Here is a 19,318-nt window from a genome sequence, read left to right as displayed (position 1 = left end):
GGTGGTCTACCGCGGTGACGTGCTCCTACCGGATCGGCGCGGCCTGTGCCTCGCGGGCCTTGCGCTCCTGCTCGGCGGCCTCGAAGGCGGCGGCGAAGTCGGCCAGCTCCTGCTCGCTCATCAGCGTCACGCCGAGCTCGGCGGCGACGTCGACGATCTGGGCGGACGCCTCGTCGCGGGCGGCGTCCGAGGCACCGTCGTCGAGCAGCACCTCGAACTCGGCGTGATAGCCCCATGCCTCGCTCCACTTGAGGGCGATCTCCACGCCCTGGAAGCGGAAGTTGTGGCGGAAGTTGAACGCCTCGTGCATCGCGGACTCGAAGCCGAGCGCGTTGAACACCTTCACGGCCGCCTGGACGTCCTCTCGGGCGATCGCGAATTCGGTCTCGTGGAAGGCGGCGCCCTGGCCGATCTTGCTGCCCTTGAGGGTGATCTTGGCGGTGCCGGCAGCCGTGTTGTCCGTGACCTTCAGCAGCTGCTCGGGCAGCACGTAGAAGTAGATGTGCTTGGCGTCGTCGCCCAGGTCCTCGCCGTCCTTCCGCAGGCGGTCCATGAGCTGGGCGTGGGTCTCCTTGTCGAAGCGGGCGCGCATCTCGATCTCGACAGCCACGGTCGTGTCTCCTCGTTTCAGGCATGGCGGATCCAGCCGAACCAAGGTGGGGTGGCCCCTGGCTGGTCCGGATGGGTGGTATGGAGTTGGTGGTGAAGCCGGGTGGTGCGGCGGGCCGTCACTTCACCGGCCGCACCACCCGAGATGGATCAGCCCAGGTCGCCGAAGCGCTCGCGGATCACGCCGGTGTGCAGGTAGTTCGGCAGCGGGACGCCGCCGACCGCCACGCGGGTGGTCGCCACCTGGTCCTCGGTCTCGTTCGGGAAGCCCTCCAGGAGCTGGAGGCACTGCTGGACCCACTCGCGGGACTTGGGCCAGTCCCCGGCGTCACGGAGGCGGACCGCCAGCGCGTAGGCGGTCTCGGTGGCCGCCCAGCGGTCGGTCGCCAGCTCGCGCTGGAAGATCGACTCCAGCTCCTCGGCGGAGGCCAGGCGGGTCTGGTTGGTCATGGTGCCCTCTCAGATCGGACGGTGGTGCCCCGGTGGTGGTCAACGCAGCGGCGTCTCAGCGGTGACGCCGCGATCGGCCTAGTTGGTGAAGATCTCGGCCAGCGTGCGGTACTCGTGCAGCTCGTCCTTGTCGAACCACAGCTCGACTTCCTGCGCGGCCTCCTCCTTGTTGCCGGAGGCGTGGACCAGGTTGGCCACGGCCTTGCCGACTGCCACGCTGCCCGCAGAGCTCATGTGCGAGAGGTCGCCGCGGATCGTGCCGGCCGGTGCCTGGTTCGGGTAGGTGCTGCCCACGATCTTCCGGACGGTGGCGATGGCGTCGTAGCCCTCCAGTACCAGGGCGATGACCGGCCCCTGCTGCATGAAGGTGGCGGTGAGGTTGTAGACCTCTGCCCCGAGCCGCTCTTCGAGGTCGAAGTAGTGCTTGCGGGTGAACTCCTCGTCCATCCACTTCATCTTGACGCCGACGATCTTCAGCGCGGCGTCCTCGAAGCGCGAGATGATCCGGCCCCCGAGGCCGCGTACCAGCGCGTCGGGCTTGAGCAGGACGAGCGTACGCTCGACCGTGTGGACCTGGTCCTCGGCCATCAGTTCCCTTTCAGCTTTCTGGGATTCAGACATGACGAACGGTCAGTCCGTCCTGAACTGAGGTTACCGGCGCTGGCGAGCCACTTTCGGCGCTCCGACCTACCCTCCGAACGGGTGAACCCTTCGCGGCCCGGTGGTGTTCGATCCGCCATCCTGTCGACAAGGCGGTCTCGCGGGCGTAATCGCCCAACTCGCTGTCCTGCTTCGGGTACTCACCTAGAATCTCCGAGGGGGTCGGCGTGTGTGTCCTGTTACTCCCGGGTGCTTCCAGAGCTCAAGTTGCCTAGATGAGCCTGGCCTTGGGGTGCCGACCGCAAGTCTTCCGGTATCCACGCCGCGCAGCGATGAAGCGCCAGTGCAGTCGATGTGCATCTTCGACGCACCTGCACTGCAGCGACCACGACGGAGAGGGAACGGCGTTGGACGTCATCGAGGTCTGGAGCGGTCGTTACGCCTGCCTGCTCCAGTCCGCCCTCCGCCTCACCAACGAGGCTTTCGCCAATCAGCTCGGGATCGCGGTGAGAACGGTGGCCACATGGCACGCCGACTCCTCCGTTGTGCCGCGAGCCGAGATGCAGCAGCTCCTCGACGCCGCGCACGAGAGAGCTTCCGACGCGGCTCGTCAGCGCTTCGCCCTCCTGGCAGCGAAAGAACGCGGCGACGGAGCCTCCGAGTCCGGCACGCTAGCTGCGCAGGCCCTGCGGGTGGCCATCGCGGTTGTCCTCCGGCAGGGCGACGTGCTGTTGGTCTGCCGGCGCGACGACGACACGTCCGGGATCACCTGGCAGTTCCCTGCTGGGGTGATCAAGCCCGGCGGGAAGCCGGAGACCGCGACCGTCCGGGAGACGCTGGACGAGACCGGCGTTCACTGTGCTGTCCGCAGGAGCCTCGGCAGCCGTGTCCACCCCGTGACGGGCGTGCTGTGCCAGTACTTCCTGTGCGAGTACCTGGCCGGCGAGGCAACCAACAGCGACGCCGTGGAGAACGTCGACGTGATGTGGGTTCCCCGAAACTCTGTGACGCGCTTCATCGACGCCGATACGATCTTCCCACCCATCCTGGCCGCCCTGGAGGAGCAGACGTGACACAGCAGACTGCGGAGGAACGCCCGGGTATTGCCGCCGCGATCGTGGTCCATGAAGGCCGCGTCCTGATGGTGAGGCGGCGGGTGAGCGAGGGCCAGCTCTCCTGGCAGTTCCCGGCCGGCGAGATCGAGGCCGGGGAGTCGCCCGAGGAGGCGGCTGTCCGTGAGACGGCGGAGGAGACCGGACTGGGTGTGGCCGCCGTCAAGCTCCTGGGCGAGCGGGTGCATCCGAAGACCGGTCGGCTGATGTCGTACACGGCCTGCGAGGCCGTCAGCGGCACCGCCGAGGTGGTCGACACGGACGAGCTGGACCAGCTTGCGTGGGTGGCTCTCGCCGAGATCCCCGAGTATGTGCCGTATGGGCTCTTCGAGCCGGTGCAGGCGTACCTGGACATTACGCTCACTGCCTGACCGAGGCTCAGGCTCTACTGGCGGTCACCCAGCGGGTGGCCGCCCGTAGGGCTGTTGGTCTAGTCCCAGGTGGTGCCGGCGAGCAGGCCGTCGAAGGCGAGTGCCCGCATGGCGGTGTTGTAGTCGTCCCACTCGTCCCACTCGTGTTCGGGGGCGGTGAAGTGCAGGTCGAAGTAGGCGCGGGTGAGGTCGGGCTCGTGCCATTCGGCCGCGCAGCGGCAGCGGACAAAGACCTGGTGGCGGACGTTGAGGAGGAGCCAGTCCCGGCGGGCGCGGCAGTTGGGGCAGGTGATGGGGATGCCGCGGGCGTCAAGTTCGCCGGGGTGGGGGACGGCGCGGATGACGGCTCTGTGGTGGCCGTCGTGGTCGGTGCTGGGGTTGGTCAAGTGGTGCCCTTCGGTGTCGGGTGACGGTTGGCAAGCACACAAGACGCACGGCGGCCGGGATGGTTCCCGGCCGCCGAAGAAGACATCGAAGCGACATCTGTGCGCACGGGCGTTCCTGTGACTGGGTGGGGGGGCTCGAGGCATCGGGTGTTTCCGGTCGGGGTCAGCGTCGGCGGGTGGGGTCGTTGGCGGCCCTGGTGCCGGTCGGCACGGTGGGTGTGGTGGGTGCGGGTGTCGGGGTGGTGCGGCTGCCTGTGCGGGCGCGTGCGGCCTGGGTGCGCTGGTCGATGCGGTCGCTGGTGGCGTTGCGCAGGCGCCAGAGGAGGACTTCGGCGGGTCGGTCGGCGGTGGTGAGTTCCCGTTGCTGGGCGGCCTCGGTGAGGGCTCGGCGGGGTGGTTGGCCGGAGGATTCGGCCTGGGCGAGCGCGGTGGCGAGGGCGGGCCAGGACGGGTCGGCGAGGATGCGCTGGGCGTGGTCGGGGACGGCGGCCTGGACCTGGGCGGCGAGGCGGTCGGTGGTCTTGGGGGTGGGGGTGCGGCGGGTGAGGTCGGCGATGACCGGCTCGGCCGTCTGCCGGTAGGCGGTTCGCAGGTGGACGAGGGACTCCTGGGCGGCGTGGGCTTGCTGCTGGTGGCCTCGGGTCTGGTGCCAGCGGGCAATAGCGATCACGACGAAGACGGCGGTGGACAACAGGGCAGCGGCGGTGGCGCCGTCCTCGCCGGAGCCGGCGGTGTGCAGGAGTTGCTTGGCGGCGGTGCGCAGGGCTGCGGCCTGCTGGTGTTCGGCACGGACCTTGGATCGGGTGGCGCGGTTGAACGCGATTGCGGCGGCTCGTAGTTCGGCGCGGGTGTGGGCGGGTGCGGTGAGGGCGGCGGTGTGGAGGAGTTCGCCGAAAGCGGCGGCCTGGGCCTGGACGACGGTGTCGAACGCGTCGACGTCGGGCACGTCGGGGTGGTGTTGGTCCTGGTAGACGAAGCGGGCGGTCTCCCGCAGGGTGGTCTCGGCCTGTCGCCAGCGGTCCGGTTCGACCGTGCCCCGTGCGGGCGTGGTGGGCTGCTGGGCGGCGAGGCGTTCGCGCAGGCGGTTGATGGACAGGTCGGGGGAGAGCTTGGAGCCGCCGAAGTAGACGGGTTCGCCTTGGGCGTTGACGTCGCCGGGTCGGGCGAGGCTGTAGCCGATGACGTCGCCGCTCTCGGGGCCGATGCGGTAGCGGACCTGGATGCCGAGGGCGGTGAGGGTGGAGAAGTACTCCTGCTCGTCGCGGACGGCCGAGGCGACGGCTTGGGCCTGCTCCTGCAGCCACTCCTTGGCGGTCTGCTGGTGGCCAGTGCGCTGGGCCTTGGCCTGCTCGGCGCTGGTGGGCATCGGGGCGGCGGTGTGGTCGCCGGAGTTGAGCTGGCGCAGACCGAGTTCCTTCTCGATCTTGCGGCACTCGGCCTGGGCGCGTTGGCCGTCGCGCTTGTTGCGGGGCCGGCGGCCGTCCTCGCGGACGCTGGTGGCCATGATGTGGATGTGGTCGTCGGCGTGCCGGACCGCGATCCACCGGCAGCCCTTGTCGTCGCCATCAGGGGCGATGCCAGTGGCGTGGACGATCCGGCGGGCGACCTCGGCCCACTCGGCGTCGGTGAGGTAGCGGTCGCCCGGGGCGGTGCGCACAGGGCAGTGCCATACGTGCTGCGGGACCGTCGCGCCCAGGCGCCTCTCGCGGGCGCGGGCGGGCTGGTCAAGGTAGTCAGCCAGTTGGTCGAGGAGCTGATGGTGTTGGTCGAGGGGGGCTCGGCTGGGGTCGGGCAGGCCGGGCATGGCGAACGCGGCGACGATGTGCGGGTCGGTGTGCTCGTCGCGCCGGCCGGGGCCGAAGAGGTAGGAGAGCAGACCGCGGGTGCGCGAGCCGGTGGAGACGTCAGGCACCACGGCGGCCTCCCGGCAGGACGCGCTGGTAAGCGTGACGGGCCTGGGTCGCGCAGGCGTGCAGCTCGGTCAGGACTTCCATGGCGCGCTCGGGGATCGGGCCGCTGTAGACCTCGACCATGAGCTGGTTGAGGTTGTTGCCGGCCCGGTCGATTGCCCGCTGGTGGGTGCCGATCGCTTCGGTGAGGAGGGCGATGGCCTCGTAGTCGGGCATGGGGACGAACGCATCGAGGCGGCCGGTCCGCATGTACGCCTGGGCGACGCTCATGGCGGAATCCGCGAGGAACGCGGATCGAGAGCGCTTGAGCTTCGTGGCGACGAAGTCGAGCAGTTCCTTCTCGGCCGGCTCGACCGAGCAGGTGATCTGGTCATCGCGCTTGGTTCCGGAACGCGGCCGGTACATGCGTTCGGCAAGCGGAGCGGTGTTGTCGTCCACCGGAAGCGCGGGGCGGTCGAGCACCGGAACGCGCTCGTGGATGAACTCGGCAGGGGTCACGGTCGGCGCTTCACGCACGACGCGGTCGTCGGCGTCGGCACGCTCGGCGCCGATGTCGTTGTGCAGCTCGGTGTCATACGGGGGAAGTTCGTCCTGGTCATGGCCGCCCTCGGTCATGACCTCCTGATCCGGCGCGCCCTCGCGCCGGTCCTGCCCCGCCACCCCTGGGGCGGGGTCAAGCGCAAAGTCCGCGGCGCCAACGGCGTTGTGGACTTTGCCCCAGCTTGCTCCGTCGTCGTCGTGACCGTGGCCGGTCCAGGGCAGGGCCTGCTTGACGCGGGCGAATATGCCACCACGTCCGGGCTTGTCGCTACCGGTTCCGCGGGGCTGGGCTTCCTGCTCGGGCATGGCGGTAGCAGGGGCGAGGTGGTGCTGCTGGTCAGGCACGGGGATCTTCCGGTTCTTCTGTGAGGGCAGGTGGTGGTCGGCTGGTGGGGCGTTCGCCGGATGCGGGGTGATGGTCCGGCGGAAGAGGGGTTTGGCGGTGCCGGAGTTCCGGTGTAGACGTCGCCGGTTCAGGACTTCCGGGGTCTCCGGATGGACGCTGGGGGAGTTCCGGTGAGCGTCGGTCAGCGCCGGTGAGGGACCGCTCGCCCGGTCCGGAAGCGGGCCGGTGCTCGGGCGAGCGGCGGGGGCCTCAGGCCGCCGAGGCGCTGGCTTGCGCGTCGGCCTGCCGGGTGGCCTGTTCGTCCTTGAAGCGCTGGGTCAGCTTGCCAAGGCGGTCGCTGGCGATAGGTATGCCGGCTTCGCGCAGGACTGTCCTGATCACGGCCTGGGTGGGGCCGTGCTCCTGGACAGCGGGCCGGACGATCTCGGCCAGCTCGTCCATCGAGGCGGCGGGTTTGCGGCCGGTGCGCGTGGTGCCCACCACCGGTTCCCGGCTGTCGGGCCGGACGTCGTCGTCGGGCTCGGGCACCGGTTCGTCGGCGGGCAGGTCGTACTGCTCCGCGTCTGGCACCGGTGCGGACTCGGTTGCCGGTGCAGGCTCGGGGTATTCGCGGGGCGGGAGTTCGCCCTCAGCGCGCTTCGGTTCGGTGGCGGTTGCCGTGGTGTTGTGGGCGAGGAGGGTGCCGCCGAAGAAGGCGAGGGCGGGCCATCCGGCGACCAGGATCCGCAGCCAGGCCGGGACGTGGTCGAGGTCGAGGAGTCCGGCGGTGGCGACGTTCGCGCCCAGGGAGGCGGTCAGGGCGATGGCGAACCAGGTCCAGGCGGTGCCAGCAGGGCGCCCGGTGGTGCGCAGGGCCCGCATGCGGTGCCAGGCGGCGACGAGCAGCAGGTCGACCGAGACGGGATAGGCCCAGGCTTTCCAACCGTGTTGTCCGGCGGCCTGGGCGATGTCGTGGAGGTGGGCGAAGGACAGGGCGCCCGCGATGCCGGCCTGTACGAGGACGGCGTCCGGGCGGGGCAGACGCGGTGGGGTGGTGGCGGTCATGCGGAAGGTGGTCCTCGCGGGTCGAGTGGTGGTTTGCGAGATTGCCGTCTTTGCCGTCTTGCCGTCTTGGCGCTGCAGGGCAGGCCCCCGGGCTGAGGCCGACGCGGGTGGCTCGGGGGCGTTACGAGGGCGGCGGGGACGGTGCGCGCATCCGTCTTGGGGCGCGTATCCGTCCCAGCGGCATAGCCCGTGACCTGCGGTTTTACGGCAGGGACGGCTGGGACGGCACAAGACGGATGTGTTTCCCGTCCCGGCCAGGGCCCGCCGCTCGCGCCCCGGACGGGGGCGGCGGCGGGCCGCTGGTGGGAGTGGACGGCTGCCGTCTTGGCGTGGGCCTGATCCGTCTTGGTACGGATGCCGTTGCCGTCTTGGGGCGCCGTTCCGTCTTGGCGGCAGGTGCGGTGACCTGCGGTGTTACGGCTGGGACGGCAGGGACGGCATTTCGGGGAGGGAGGTCAGCCTCTGCTGCCCGCTGCGGTGGCGTTCACGGGGTGGACGGTCGGACAGTAGCGGCGCCAGGCGTCGAGGAACTTGTTGCGCAGGTAGCCCTTGCGCTGGGTTCCGTCGGGCATTCGGACGTTGCCGGAGGAGATGCCGAACTCGCGGAGCATCGCGCCGAGGCCGCGCGGGGTCAGCCCGCCTCGGCTGGTCTCGGCCCAGGGCGCCTCGGGGTCGCCGTTGAGGTTGAACAGCAGTTGGTCGGTGGCGATGCTGTCCGGCTCACCGGCAGCGTGGAAGATCCGCCGGATGTCCGCGAGGATCCGCGCGCCGCCGGGGTTGTCCTCCTCGGTCTGGGCCTCGGCGTCGACCATGCGCTTGCACGCCTGGCGGGCCATGCGGGGCCATGGTCCTCCGGCGAGGTCGGCGATGATCACCAGGGGTTCCCAGGTGTCGGCGGCGCGGTCCTCGACCGGCATGCTCGGCTCCAGGTGGAGGGCCTGGTCGGCGAGGGGTGCGGTCCAGCGGGCGATCTTGTCGCGGATCACGTGCAGGGCGGGCCGGTCCCGCTGGGTGCGGTACGGCGCGACGCGCTCGCCCTCGGCTCGGCGGCGCATGCGGATCACGATCGAGCGGTCCATGATCGTGTCGGGGAGGTCGCCGATGCCGGCGATGGCCGCCATGGCGAAGGTGGGGAACTGGCGAGGGGTGTGGTCGTTGCCGACCACCCGCAGCACGTAGCGGTCGCGCTGGTGCCCGGCGTTGAGCAGGCCGCGCATCTCCTCGTTCTTCTCCGCAGCCTTCGGACTGCCGAAGATCGTGTCCGCCTCGTCCACCAGCAGGGTGGGCGGCTCCTCGCTGATCGAGCGGAAGATGGCGGCCGGAGAAGAGTTCACCGTCAGCATCGGCTGGTGGACGGTCTCGGCGAGCACGTCCAGCAGGCGGGACTTGCCGCAGCGCTTTGCCGGGCCGACCACGGCCAGGCGCGGGGCGTGCTGCCACGAGCACTGCAGGTGGGTCGCGGCGACCCACAGCGTGGCGGCGTCCAGGGCCTGCTCGGAGGGAAGGATCACGAACTTCGCGATCTGGGCCCTCAGCTGCGCGAGCAGGTCGGCGCCCTCGGTCGCCTCGGTGTCGGGTATCAGGTCGGTCCCGTCCGGGGCGGTGGGCTCGACGAACGCCGCCTCGGCGTCGTGTCCACAGGCTGTGGATGCAGGCTCCGGTTGTTGACCCGGCAGGAAGGATCCGGGCTCGCCGGGCTTGGCGACCGGCGGCCAACTCACGGTGGAAGCTGCCGGATCGGGCCGGTGGGACGTAGACTCCATGCTGAAGCTCCAGACTGGGGCGCGGGACCTGATCCGTCGCGCGCCGCCGATGAAGGTCGTGGATAAGGACTTCGCCTGGCCCTCGGTGTTCGCAGCACCGGGGGCCTTCGTGCGCCCTGGAGTGGTCGGGGTGGGGATCCGGGCCCTCTCAACTCACAGGGACTGCTTGCACCTTGGCGGTGTCCCCTCGGCGGCCGAGGCCGCCGAGGGACCACGAACGTACGGTCATGCCGAAGGAAGATCCACTCCAATCGGGCAAGTACGCCCACGGCAGACAGGCTTGTGGATCGGGCTCTCACCACGTCAAGCTGCATCAGCCGCCGAACCTTCGCCGAACGCCGCGTCGATGCCGAGCAGGCGCAGAAGGTCCGCTGTGATCACGCGGCACTTCTTGCCCAGTCGCAGGACCCGGCAGGGGTAGGCGCCGAGGCGGGCCAGCTCGTAGCCCTTGCTCCGCCCGAGGCCGATGGCCCGGTTGGCGGTGTCGAGGTCGATGGCCGCCGGCAGCCTGAGAAGTTCGGCCCGACCCATCCCCTGCGCTGTCGCCGATATGTCACCAGTTCGCACATGAACTCCAAATCTGAGCTGCCCCCGGACGGGGGGCTGCGGCGGAGTGCCGCAACGGAGAAGAGCTTTCCAGTGGCTACTGTGTCGATATGACACAACGCCGCGAGGAACACTGGTCCACCGACGACGAAGACGCGCCCGACTGGCCCGAACGGATCACCAAGGACGTGATCCGAGCAATCACCCGAAGGAGGCAAGACCTTGGACTGTCCGCGCAGGACGTGGCCGACGCAACAGGGGACTTGGGCTACGAAGTCCCCCGGAACGTCATCGCCAACTGGGAGTCCGGCAGGCGCAAGACGATCACGATTCCCGAGCTGATCGTCGTGGCCGAGGCCCTGGACATCGCACCGGTCGAGCTGCTCTTCTCCCCAGCCCTCGGCGGCTGGGTCGACTACCTGCCAGAGATGCCCAGCGACCGCTGGTCAGCGCTCACCCACTTCACAGGAGAGGCCCGCCACTCGCTCGGGATGTACCGGCTCCGCCTCTACCGGAAACACGAACGGATCTGGCAGGAACTCCAAGAGGAACATCACGACGCGTTCCAGCTGGAGTTCAAGTTGTTCCGGGAGGAATGGCCTCCCGGATCGCAGGAGAAACTCGACGCTTTCGTTGCCGCCGTCCGCGATCGGCTTCAACCCGTCAGGACACACCTGCGCGAGATCGGCCTGGAGGTTCCGCCCCTCGCGCCAAGCCTCGGTTTTCTCGACGCCGAACTCCCCCCTCTTAAAGCCGATTTCGACCTGGAGGACGAATGAAGGGTTCCACCTACCACCGCTGCTACTGCCGCGACGCCGAGACCGGAAAGCCGCTCGGCAAGGCGTGCCCGAAGCTCGGCAGCCGAAAGCACGGCGCCTACTCCATACGCCAGGAGCTGCCCAACGCCGAGGACGGCACCCGCCGTTCGTTCAACCGCGCCGGCTACGAGACGCTGAAGGAGGCGCAGGCCGACCTCGACCACGTTCGCGGCCTGCTCGCCCTCGGCAAGGAGGATCTCGACGACCTGGCCCTGGTCGCCGAGCTCCTGGTGAAGGTCGCCGACGAGAAGGCCCAGCTGCCCGACATCGAGGAGACCCGCAACCGCCTGAAGACCGGTCAGGACCTCTCGACCCGCGTCACCGTGGGCGAGTGGCTCGACACCTGGCTGGCCAGCAAGAAGATCCGCAAGTCCGGCCTCACCCGCTACGAGTGCGACGTCCGGGTGCACCTCAAGCCCCGCATCGGGCACATCCGCGTCGACCGGCTGCGGGTGAGCACGCTCGCCGAGATGTTCACGGCCATCGCCGACGCCAACGAGGAGATCCTGGAGAACAACGCCCTGCGGCACACGCTGAAGGCCGAGCTCGCCACGGTGCCGATCAAGGGCATGGAGAACCGCGCCCGCCGCAAGGCTCTGCGCGCCGAACTCGCCGAGATGCCGCCCTTCCGGCGGACGACCGGCGCGGCCACCCGCCAGCGCATCCGGGCCACGCTCCGGACCGCCCTGAACGCCGCGATCCCCGAGGGCCTGATCACCCTCAACCCGGCGGCCCACGTCAAGCTCGACCCGGCCACCAAGCCGAAGGGTCTGGTGTGGACACCCGAGCGGGTCGCGCAGTGGCGGGAGACCGGCGTGAAGCCCTCCCCCGTGATGGTCTGGACGCCGCAACAGACTGGCGCGTTCCTCGATTTCGTGGCTGACGACCGCCTGTACGCGATGTGGCACGTGATCGCCTTCCGCGGTCTTCGCCGAGGCGAGGCGTGTGGGCAGCTGTGGTCCGAGACCAACCTCGACGACAGCTCGCTGACCGTAACGACCCAGCTCGTGCAGGACGGCTGGGAGGTCGAGGAGTCCGACCCCAAGACCGACGGGAGCTTCCGGACCGTGGCGCTGGACGACGACACGGTGGCCGTCCTGCGGCGCCACCGCGAGCGGCAGCGGAAGGAGCGAAACGACTGGGGGACTGCCTGGAAGAACACCGGCCGGGTCTTCACCAATGAGGACGGGTCCTGGCTCCACCCCGGCAAGGTCACCGAGATGTTCGCGCGACTGATCGCCGCATCCGGGCTGCCGCCGATCCGCCTGCACGACCTCCGCCACGGCGCGGCCACGCTCGCCCTCGCCGGCGGGGTCGACTTGAAGGTGGTGTCCGAGATGCTCGGCCACTCCTCCATCAAGATCACGTCGGACACCTACACCAGCGTCCTGCCCGAGATCGCCAAGGGCGCGGCCGAGGCCGCCGCGAGGCTCGTTCCCCTCCAGCGGAAGACCGAAGCCGAGGCTCACGCCAAGGCTGCAGCCGCAGCGGAGAAGGCGAAGCGGAAGGCCGCGAAGAAGGCGAAGACCAAGGCCAAGAAGGCCAAGCCCTCTCTGTCAGCCTTGGGTGAGACGTCCCGCTTTGTCGGGTTAGCCTGAGAGGGCCCGAGTAGGAGTTCCACCCCTGATGACCAGCACCAAGCCGTCCGCGTCCGACCCGGCTCCCCGGCCGAAGCGCCGCACCTTCACGCCCGAGTACAAGCTGCGGATCGTCGCCGAGTACGACGCCGCGCCCGAGGGCGAGAAGGGCGCGGTCCTGCGCCGCGAGCGCCTCTACCACTCCCACGTCACCGAGTGGCGGGCCGCGCGCGACGCCGGGGCCCTGGAGAACCTGGTCGACCGCCGCACGAGCCCGGCCCGCCCGAAGAAGTCCGCCACCGAGGCGGAGAACGAGAAGCTGCGCCGCCAGGTGGAACGGCTGGAGAGGGAGCTCGCCCGGAACAAGGCCGCGCTGGAGGTCCTGGGAAAAGCGTCGGCGCTCTTGGAAATGATCTCCGAGAGCGCGGACTGACGCACGCCGCCGACCCCGTCGTGGACGAGGCGTTCACCGCCATCGAACACCAGTTGGGCACCACGGCCGCGTGCCGGCTGACCGGCCGCTCCCGGGCCACCCACTACCGCAGACTGAAACCGCCACCCCCGCGCAAGCCCAGGTCCCCGCAGGTCCAACCCTCCGCCCTGACGGCCGAAGAGCGTGACGCGGTCCTGAAGTTGATGAACAGCCCCGAGTACGCCGAACTGCCACCCGCGCAGATCTGGGCCCGCGAACTGGACACCGGGCGCTACCACTGCTCGGTCTCCACGATGTACCGGATCCTGCGCGAGCGCGGCCAGTCCGGTGAGCGCCGCCGCCAGGCCACCCACCCGGCCAAGACGGTGCCCGAACTGGTCGCCGACGGCCCCTCCCAGGTCTTCACCTGGGACATCACCAAAGCGGCCGGCCCCCGCAAGGGCATCTGGTACCACGCCTACGTCATCATCGACATCTTCAGCCGCTACATCGTCGGCCACACCGTCGAGGCGGCCGAATCAGCCGAACGAGCCGAGGAGCTGATCCGCGAGACCATCGCACGCAACGGCATCGTCCCCGAGACCGTGCACGCCGACCGGGGCACCTCGATGACCTCCAAGAAAGTCTCCCAGCTGCTGATCGACCTCGGCGTCACCAGGAGCCACTCGCGCCCCAAGGTCTCCAACGACAACCCCTACAGCGAGGCCCAGTTCAAGACCACCAAGTACATGTCCGACTACCCCGAGCGATTCGACTCCCTCGCCCACGCCCGCGAATGGTTCGACGCCTTCATCGCGTACTACAACCACGAACACCGGCACTCGGGCATCGGACTTCACACACCCGCCAGCGTCCACTTCGGCACCGCCGAGGAGATCCGCGACCAGCGGGCCATCACCCTCTCCGAGGCCTACGCGCGCCACCCCGAACGCTTCGGCCGCCGCCCCAGACCACCCGAGATCCCGAAGACGGCATGGATCAACGACCCCGCCAAGCGCAGCCAACCCGCACCACAAACCTCATAGCATCACGACCGTCTCACTGGACTTGAAATCTTCCGAAGGGCTAACCCAAGATCAACACCCGCGCTCACGCATCGCTCACGCAAGCGATCTCGTAGCGCGTCGCCGACGCCTGCCCGCACGCCAAGGAATGACAAAAGACCCAGGTCACGGGCTATGTGACCTGGGCCTTCACTGAGCCGCCTGCGGGATTCGAACCCGCGACCTACGCATTACGAGTGCGTTGCTCTGGCCAACTGAGCTAAGGCGGCGCCGCTGCCGAGTGCGTCGGCAACGCGGGCCAGTCTACACAGGTTCGGGGGGTGATCCGTACCCGGTTCTCCGGTGGGGTCAGGCGGAGGAGACGGCGAGCTTGGCGGCGAAGCCGGCGAAGAGGACGGCGACGCCGCTGGTGAGGCCGGCGGAGAGGCGCCGGCGGCGGCGGAAGGCTGTGGCGAGGGTGGTGCCCGCGAAGATCAGCATGGAGAGGTAGAGCAGGCTGAAGGTCTGCAGGATGCCGCCGAGGAGGGCGAAGGAGAGCACCGGTCGGCCGTAGGAGGGATCGACGAACTGGGTGAAGAAGGACAGCAGGAAGAGGATGGCCTTGGGGTTCAGCAGGCTGATCACCAGGGCGCGGCGGAACGGGCGCTCGGTGGAATCCGGGGCGGGGGCCTCGGCGGCGTCGGGGTCGGCGGCGCGGTGTTCGCGCCAGAGCCGGCGGGCCGCGCGGAGCATGCCGACGCCGATCCAGAGCAGGTACGCGGCGCCGCCGAACTTCACCACGGCGAAGACGGCCGGGTTGGCCTCCAGGAGCGAGGCGGCGCCCAGCGAGGTGAGGCTGATCAGGGTGAAGTCGCCCACGAAGACGCCGGCGGCGGCGGTGTAGCCGGTCCGGACGCCCTTGCGGGCCGCGACGGACAGCACGTACAGGGAGTTGGGGCCGGGGAGGAGGATGATGACGAGGGCGCCGAGGATGTAGGTCGCCAGGTCGTTGACTCCGAGCACGGTGCGCTCCGGTGGGGGTGGCAGGTGGGGGCGGGCGCTCATCGTAACGTCGTACCCGCGAGAGGTTGAAGCGGAAATCATCTGCTTCTCGTAAGCCCCGCGGTGCGCCTGTGGCCATCACCCGTGGTCACGGCTTCGTGACCGCACACCCTCCGGCCGCCGTCAGGCCCCGCAGCGCTTGCCGTTCTCCGGCGCCTCTCCTCCCAACAGGTACCGGTTGACGGCGCCGTCGACGCAGGCGTCGCGGCGGCCGTAGGCCGTGTGACCGTCCCCGTCGTAGGTCAGCAGCCGGCCGGACTCCAGCTGGTCGGCAAGGGACTGCGCCCACGCGTACGGGGTGGCCGGGTCGCGGGTGGTGCCGACGACCACGATCGGGGCCGCGCCTGCCGCCCGGACGGTGTGCGCCGAGCCGGTGGCCCGCACCGGCCAGTAGCTGCAGGTCAGCGCCATCCAGGCCATGTCGCGGCCGAACCGCGGCGAGGACTGCTCGAACTCCGGCACCGCTCGCAGGACGTCGGCCGGGCCGGCGAAGGGTGCGGGCAGGTCCAGGCAGTTCACCGCCATGTTGGCGAACATCAGGTTGGGGTACGAGCCGTCCGCGCCGCGGTCGTAGTACGAGTCCGAGAGCTTGAGCAGGCCGGTGCCGTCGCCGGCCTCGGCGTCGGCGAGGGCGGTGCGCAGCCGCGGCCAGAGGAAGTCGGCGTACATGGCCTGGATGACGCCCGTGGTGGCCTGGGCCTCGGTGAGCCGACGGCCGGAGTCACCGGTGGGCAGCGGCCGCGCGTCGACGGCCTGGAACAGGGCGGTGAGCTTCTCGCCGGCCTGCTGCTCGGTCCGGCCGAGGGGGCAGTCCTCGCGCTTGACGCAGTCCCCGGCGAAGGCCGCCCAGGCGGTCTCGAAGCCGCCGGCCTGGGTGCGGTTGCCACTGAGCGAGTCGAGCGACGGGTCCATCGCGCCGTCCAGCACGATCCGGCCGGTGCGGGTGGGGAAGAGGCCGGCGTAGGTCGCGCCGAGGAAGGTCCCGTACGACTTGCCGACGTAGTTGAGCCGCTCGTCACCGACCAGTGCCCGCAGCACGTCCATGTCCCGGGCCGCCTCGACGGTGCCGAGGTGGCCGAGCCGGTCGCCGGCCTGCCGGCGGCAGCCCTCCGCGAACTCCTTGTCGGCGGCCACCAGGGCGTCGATCTCGGCCTGGTCGTCGGGGGTGATGTCGACGGCGGTGTAGGCGTCCATCCGCTCGCCGCTCAGGCAGGTGACCGGACTGCTGCGGCCGACCCCGCGCGGGTCGAGGCCGACCAGGTCGTACCGGGCACGCACACCGCGGTCGAAGCTGCTCGCGGCGGCCTCCACGTACTCGACCGCCGAGCCGCCCGGGCCGCCGGGGTTGAGCAGCAGCGAACCGAGCCGGCCGGCCCCAGCGGAGCCCGGGCCGCTCCCCGAGTCGGCCGGGAGCGCCGGGGCCCGGACCGCCGACAGGGCGAGGTCCCCGCCCTCCGGGTGCGCGTAGTCGAGCGGCACCTTGAAGGTGGTGCACTCGAAAGCGTCGTCGCAGGGCTGCCAGTCGAGCCTCTGCGCGTAGTACGGAGCCAGCGCGGCGGGGACGGCCGCCGGGAGCGGTTCCAGCGGCGTGACGCCCGGCCGGGCGTCCCCCGCCGGGGGCGCTCCCGAGGCCGCCGCCGCTGAAGCAGCCGACGCCCCTCCGCCGGCCGCCGCGCCCTGGGCGGGCGCCGACCCGACCGTGTCCGACGAGGCGGAGCCGGGGGTGGACGCGGTGGTCGACGCGGCGGAGGAGCACCCGCCGAGCAGCAGCCCGGCCACCGCCAGCAGCGCGGCCACCGCCGTCGTGTGCCGGTCCCGATCTGCCCTCATCCGCTCCCCCTCGGGTGCAGGGGCGCGGCCGGTGCCGGCACCCCGGGTACGTCGAAGCGTAGTCCTCGCCGCGGCCCTGCTCAGGACGCCTTGGCCAGGGTCTCGGCCAGGTACTGCACCGCCTGCCGGACCAGCCGCAGCCGCTCCCGGTCCGGCGTGTAGTCCTGGACGTTGTCGGAGATCCGCACGTCGGCGCGGGCCGCCGCACCGGTCCCGCCGCGCAGCGCGGCCTGCAGCTTGCGGGCGGCGTCCAGCCCGGCGGCGTCCGCCTTGGCGGCGGCCAGCAACAGCTTGGGGGCGGCGCTGGCAGGGGCCTCGGCTCCGGTCAGGGCCAGCGCGGCGGTGTCGAACCGGCCGGAGACCGCGGCGGCCGCGCCGTACAGGTCGGGGCGTGCCAGGCCGGCGGCCGCGGCGCAGGGCGCGCCGCCCTCCACCCCGAGCGTGCCCCAGGAGGCAGGGCCGGGCGGCAGGGTCCGGAAGGCGGCCGCGATGGTGGTGCGCAGCGCGGCGTCGTCGGCGACGGCCTGCGGCGCGGCGGTGACCAGGTCGCAAGGGTGCTCGGTGCCGCTCGGCGCCTCGGGGGCGACCAGGATGAACGGGCGGGCCTTGCCGGTCTGGACGGCCGAGCTGAGGCCGTCGAAGACGTCGGGGACCTCGGCGTCGGCGGTCTTCCGGGGGGTGGCGGCCTGCATCACGACCACGGGGAACCGGGCGTTCGAGTCCTTGGCGTACTGGGCCGGCAGCCAGACCCGGACGTTGCGCGGGTGTCCGTCCGGCCCCAGGACGGCGGACTGCAGCAGCTCGCCGCCGCCCGGGTGGCCGACGCTGTCGAACCGGCTGGTCACCGGTGGGACCGGCGGCGCGGCGGACGTGGCCGGGGCGGACGCGGCAGCGGGCACGGCGGCGGGAGCGGCGCCGGCAGCGGGTGCAGGTGCGGGCGCGGTTGCCGGCGCGCCGTCGGCCGCCGGGGGCACCGCCTGCCGGGCGCCACCGGCGGCGGCACCGTCGGCCGGGTCGGCTGCCAGCTCCGCCGACCCGGACCGCGGCTCCGACGACGACCCGAGCACGCCGAACGTCCCCAGCACCGTCAGCACGGTGAGCAGCGTGACGAAGACACCGCAGGCCATCGCCCCGGCCGCCCGCAGCAGCATCGGCCGCTGGTCACCGGTCAGCTCGTAGGTCTCCGCGGCCCGCAGGTCGCGCCAGCGCTGCAGGGCGCCGCGGGCGAGCCAGACACCGCCCGCGGCGGCGGCGAGCAGGGGAACGACGAGGAGCGAACGGACCATGGGACGCACCGCCTCGGGAGGAGGGCCGGGCCACCGGTGGGCGCCGGTGCCGGACGGGACGTGACGGCCCCGCCGTCGGGGCGCAGTCGGCCCCAGCGTGCAAGACGACCCGGCGGTCACACGCCGCTGTGCACGGCGCGTACCGACCGTTCACTCGAAGGTGGGACGTGCGGCTAGCGCGGGAAGCCCTACCGGGTGCGGCCGTCGCGGACCTCGACGGGCCCGGAGCGCGCCGGAGACCGACGGCCCACGAGACACCGACCGCCCGCGCGGTGGCCCGGACGCTTCAGCCCGCCCGCAGTGCGACCGTCATCGCCTCCACCGCCAGCAGCGGGTCGACGTTGCGGTCCAGTGCCTGCCGGCAGGCCAGCACGGCCTCGATCCGCCGCAACGTGCTCTCCGGCGGACCGGCCTGGGCGACCCGGTTCAGCGCCTGCCGCTGGTCCTCGTTGGACAGCGCGCCGGCCGAACCTAGCTGCAGGGCGAGCACGTCCCGGTAGAAACCGAGCAGGTCCAGCAGGGCGACGCCGAGCGTCTCCCGGCGGGTCCGGGTGGCGCGGCTCTTCTGCCGCTTCTCCAGTTCCTTGACCGCCCCGGCCATCCCGCGCGGGGCCTTGCCACCCTCGGCCGCGCCGTACGCGGCCTTGAGGTCGTCGGTCTCCTTGGCGTCCTGGGTCTCGGCGAGGGCCTCGGCGTCGGCCTTCGCGGTGTCGACGAGGCGCTGGGCGGCGGCCAGGCAACCACCGATGTCCGAGACCTCCAGCGGGATCCGCAGCACCTCCGTGCGGCGGGTGCGGACCTGCTCGTCCACGGCGAGGCGGCGGGAACGCTCGATGTCCCCCTGCCCGGCGAGCGCGGCCAACCGGGCGGTCTCGGGATCGACGCCGTCGCGCCGGACCAGCATGTCGGCGACGGCCTCGGCGGCGGGCTGGCGCAGCACCAGCAGCCGGCAGCGCGAGCGGATGGTGGGCAGCACGTCCTGCACGGACGGGGCGCAGAGCAGCCATACGGTGCGCGGGGACGGCTCCTCGACGCCCTTGAGCAGGGCGTTGGCGGCGGCCTCGGTGAGGCGGTGGGCGGCGTCGACCAGGATCACCGACCAGCGGCCGCCGGTCGGGTAGCTGGACGCGCGCAGCACCAGGTCGCGCATGTCGCCGACGCCGATCGACAGGCCGTCGGTGCGGACGTACTTCACGTCGGCGTGGCTGCCCGCCATCACGGTGTGGCAGCCGTCGCAGAAGCCGCAGCCGGGCGTGCCGCCGAGCGCGAGGTCCGGGCTGGTGCACTGGAGGGCGGCGGCGAAGGCGCGGGCGGCGGTGGTCTGACCCGCCCCGGGCGGACCGGTGAACAGCCAGGCGTGCGTCATCAGCGAGGCGTTGCCGCCCGGCTCGGGTGCAGCCCCGCGCCCGGCGGCGACCGTGGCCCCGGCCGCCCGGGCAGCGGCGGTCAGCTGCTCGACCACCCGCTCCTGGCCCACGAGGTCGTCCCAGACGGCCACTGCTGCTCCCAAGCTCGGTACGAGCCACCTCGTACGGACTGCTGCCTCGTGCTGATCGCCCTGCGCGGGCTTCCCTGTGTGGACGCCGCCGCGCGGGGGGTGCCCCGCGCGGTACCCCGGTGCGGAGTCCGTGCCCGGCCCCGGACCGGCCTGA

General features: G+C 71.3%; 19 protein-coding genes and 1 tRNA gene. 6 read left to right on the top strand and 14 right to left on the bottom strand.

Going from position 1 to position 19,318, the window contains the following annotated elements:
* Nucleotides 1-25 precede the first annotated feature (25 nt).
* From ACF9IK_RS19420 to ACF9IK_RS19410, 3 genes are all read right to left on the bottom strand, one after another.
* Entirely contained in the window at nucleotides 26-610 is a 585-nt protein-coding gene (locus ACF9IK_RS19420; protein ID WP_395295441.1) for a hypothetical protein, read from the bottom strand.
* Between the two features lie 149 nt (nucleotides 611-759).
* Entirely contained in the window at nucleotides 760-1,059 is a 300-nt protein-coding gene (locus tag ACF9IK_RS19415; protein ID WP_395295440.1) for a hypothetical protein, read from the bottom strand.
* A 78-nt stretch (nucleotides 1,060-1,137) separates the two neighbouring features.
* Nucleotides 1,138-1,647, bottom strand: a complete 510-nt coding sequence (locus tag ACF9IK_RS19410; protein ID WP_033346890.1) for a nucleoside-diphosphate kinase — start codon at nucleotides 1,645-1,647, stop codon at nucleotides 1,138-1,140.
* A gap of 419 nt (nucleotides 1,648-2,066) precedes the next feature.
* Between ACF9IK_RS19410 and ACF9IK_RS19405 the strand changes: the two genes are divergently transcribed.
* Nucleotides 2,067-2,732: an NUDIX hydrolase gene (locus ACF9IK_RS19405; RefSeq protein ID WP_395295439.1), complete on the top strand. Its 666-nt coding sequence runs from the start codon at nucleotides 2,067-2,069 to the stop codon at nucleotides 2,730-2,732.
* Nucleotides 2,729-3,142, top strand: coding sequence for an NUDIX hydrolase (locus tag ACF9IK_RS19400; protein ID WP_395295438.1), 414 nt, complete (start codon nucleotides 2,729-2,731; stop codon nucleotides 3,140-3,142). The genes ACF9IK_RS19405 and ACF9IK_RS19400 overlap by 4 nt, the downstream gene beginning before the upstream one ends.
* 59 nt (nucleotides 3,143-3,201) lie before the next feature.
* On the opposite strand, the gene ACF9IK_RS19395 is transcribed toward ACF9IK_RS19400, so the two are convergent.
* The 6 genes from ACF9IK_RS19395 to ACF9IK_RS19370 form a co-directional block, all read right to left on the bottom strand.
* Nucleotides 3,202-3,528 (bottom strand): hypothetical protein, encoded by a 327-nt coding sequence (locus tag ACF9IK_RS19395; protein WP_395295437.1) that lies wholly within the window; start codon nucleotides 3,526-3,528, stop codon nucleotides 3,202-3,204.
* Nucleotides 3,529-3,691: 163 nt separating this feature from the next.
* The gene (locus ACF9IK_RS19390; RefSeq protein WP_395295436.1) at nucleotides 3,692-5,443 is read right to left on the bottom strand and encodes a relaxase/mobilization nuclease domain-containing protein; all 1,752 of its coding nucleotides are present in this window, start codon (nucleotides 5,441-5,443) and stop codon (nucleotides 3,692-3,694) included.
* Complete coding sequence (locus ACF9IK_RS19385) at nucleotides 5,433-6,284, bottom strand: hypothetical protein (RefSeq protein ID WP_395295435.1); 852 nt, start codon at nucleotides 6,282-6,284, stop codon at nucleotides 5,433-5,435. The genes ACF9IK_RS19390 and ACF9IK_RS19385 overlap by 11 nt, the downstream gene beginning before the upstream one ends.
* 289 nt (nucleotides 6,285-6,573) lie before the next feature.
* Entirely contained in the window at nucleotides 6,574-7,368 is a 795-nt protein-coding gene (locus tag ACF9IK_RS19380; protein WP_395295434.1) for a DUF2637 domain-containing protein, read from the bottom strand.
* A 455-nt stretch (nucleotides 7,369-7,823) separates the two neighbouring features.
* Complete coding sequence (locus ACF9IK_RS19375; protein WP_395295433.1) at nucleotides 7,824-9,131, bottom strand: DUF3631 domain-containing protein; 1,308 nt, start codon at nucleotides 9,129-9,131, stop codon at nucleotides 7,824-7,826.
* 303 nt (nucleotides 9,132-9,434) lie between these two features.
* Nucleotides 9,435-9,662, bottom strand: a complete 228-nt coding sequence (locus tag ACF9IK_RS19370) for a hypothetical protein (RefSeq protein ID WP_395298618.1) — start codon at nucleotides 9,660-9,662, stop codon at nucleotides 9,435-9,437.
* 125 nt (nucleotides 9,663-9,787) lie between these two features.
* On the opposite strand from ACF9IK_RS19370, the gene ACF9IK_RS19365 reads away from it, so the two are divergent.
* From ACF9IK_RS19365 to ACF9IK_RS19350, 4 genes are read left to right on the top strand one after another with little or no spacing between them, the layout of a single operon-like run.
* On the top strand, nucleotides 9,788-10,456 hold the full coding sequence (locus ACF9IK_RS19365) for a helix-turn-helix domain-containing protein (RefSeq protein ID WP_395295432.1): 669 nt from the start codon (nucleotides 9,788-9,790) through the stop codon (nucleotides 10,454-10,456).
* The gene (locus ACF9IK_RS19360; RefSeq protein ID WP_395295431.1) at nucleotides 10,453-12,093 is read left to right on the top strand and encodes a tyrosine-type recombinase/integrase; all 1,641 of its coding nucleotides are present in this window, start codon (nucleotides 10,453-10,455) and stop codon (nucleotides 12,091-12,093) included. The genes ACF9IK_RS19365 and ACF9IK_RS19360 overlap by 4 nt, the downstream gene beginning before the upstream one ends.
* A gap of 28 nt (nucleotides 12,094-12,121) precedes the next feature.
* Entirely contained in the window at nucleotides 12,122-12,505 is a 384-nt protein-coding gene (locus ACF9IK_RS19355; RefSeq protein WP_395295430.1) for a transposase, read from the top strand.
* 20 nt (nucleotides 12,506-12,525) lie between these two features.
* Nucleotides 12,526-13,530 (top strand): IS3 family transposase, encoded by a 1,005-nt coding sequence (locus tag ACF9IK_RS19350; RefSeq protein WP_395292217.1) that lies wholly within the window; start codon nucleotides 12,526-12,528, stop codon nucleotides 13,528-13,530.
* Between the two features lie 174 nt (nucleotides 13,531-13,704).
* On the opposite strand, the gene ACF9IK_RS19345 is transcribed toward ACF9IK_RS19350, so the two are convergent.
* The 5 genes from ACF9IK_RS19345 to ACF9IK_RS19325 all read right to left on the bottom strand — a co-directional run bounded on the left by ACF9IK_RS19345 (nucleotide 13,705) and on the right by ACF9IK_RS19325 (nucleotide 19,164).
* A tRNA-Thr gene (locus ACF9IK_RS19345) sits at nucleotides 13,705-13,778 on the bottom strand.
* Nucleotides 13,779-13,857: 79 nt separating this feature from the next.
* Nucleotides 13,858-14,511 carry a leucine efflux protein LeuE gene (leuE, locus tag ACF9IK_RS19340; protein ID WP_395298617.1) on the bottom strand — a complete coding sequence of 218 codons (654 nt, stop codon included), beginning with the start codon at nucleotides 14,509-14,511 and terminating at the stop codon, nucleotides 13,858-13,860.
* A gap of 162 nt (nucleotides 14,512-14,673) precedes the next feature.
* Entirely contained in the window at nucleotides 14,674-16,380 is a 1,707-nt protein-coding gene (locus ACF9IK_RS19335) for an alpha/beta hydrolase (RefSeq protein WP_395295429.1), read from the bottom strand.
* A gap of 80 nt (nucleotides 16,381-16,460) precedes the next feature.
* A complete protein-coding gene (locus ACF9IK_RS19330) occupies nucleotides 16,461-17,666 on the bottom strand; it encodes a hypothetical protein (protein ID WP_395295428.1) in 1,206 nt (401 codons plus the stop codon).
* A 286-nt stretch (nucleotides 17,667-17,952) separates the two neighbouring features.
* Nucleotides 17,953-19,164, bottom strand: a complete 1,212-nt coding sequence (locus ACF9IK_RS19325) for a DNA polymerase III subunit delta' (RefSeq protein WP_395298616.1) — start codon at nucleotides 19,162-19,164, stop codon at nucleotides 17,953-17,955.
* Between the last annotated feature and the right edge of the window lie 154 nt (nucleotides 19,165-19,318).

This window comes from Kitasatospora hibisci, from assembly GCF_043950205.1.
Classification (GTDB): domain Bacteria; phylum Actinomycetota; class Actinomycetes; order Streptomycetales; family Streptomycetaceae; genus Kitasatospora; species Kitasatospora hibisci.
The sequence above is the reverse complement of the archived record's forward strand: the minus strand, read 5'-3'. Positions and strand labels throughout refer to the sequence as shown.

Excerpts from the sequence above, each read along its gene's own strand:
- ACF9IK_RS19415 (WP_395295440.1), bottom strand. The coding sequence starts at position 1,059 with ATGACCAACCAGACCCGCCTGGCCTCCGCCGAGGAGCTGGAGTCGATC.
- ACF9IK_RS19410 (WP_033346890.1), bottom strand. The coding sequence starts at position 1,647 with ATGGCCGAGGACCAGGTCCACACGGTCGAGCGTACGCTCGTCCTGCTC.
- ACF9IK_RS19385 (WP_395295435.1), bottom strand. The coding sequence starts at position 6,284 with ATGCCCGAGCAGGAAGCCCAGCCCCGCGGAACCGGTAGCGACAAGCCC.
- ACF9IK_RS19380 (WP_395295434.1), bottom strand. The coding sequence starts at position 7,368 with ATGACCGCCACCACCCCACCGCGTCTGCCCCGCCCGGACGCCGTCCTC.
- ACF9IK_RS19375 (WP_395295433.1), bottom strand. The coding sequence starts at position 9,131 with ATGGAGTCTACGTCCCACCGGCCCGATCCGGCAGCTTCCACCGTGAGT.
- ACF9IK_RS19370 (WP_395298618.1), bottom strand. The coding sequence starts at position 9,662 with ATGGGTCGGGCCGAACTTCTCAGGCTGCCGGCGGCCATCGACCTCGAC.
- ACF9IK_RS19365 (WP_395295432.1), top strand. The coding sequence starts at position 9,788 with ATGACACAACGCCGCGAGGAACACTGGTCCACCGACGACGAAGACGCG.
- ACF9IK_RS19360 (WP_395295431.1), top strand. The coding sequence starts at position 10,453 with ATGAAGGGTTCCACCTACCACCGCTGCTACTGCCGCGACGCCGAGACC.
- ACF9IK_RS19355 (WP_395295430.1), top strand. The coding sequence starts at position 12,122 with ATGACCAGCACCAAGCCGTCCGCGTCCGACCCGGCTCCCCGGCCGAAG.
- ACF9IK_RS19335 (WP_395295429.1), bottom strand. The coding sequence starts at position 16,380 with ATGAGGGCAGATCGGGACCGGCACACGACGGCGGTGGCCGCGCTGCTG.
- ACF9IK_RS19330 (WP_395295428.1), bottom strand. The coding sequence starts at position 17,666 with ATGGTCCGTTCGCTCCTCGTCGTTCCCCTGCTCGCCGCCGCCGCGGGC.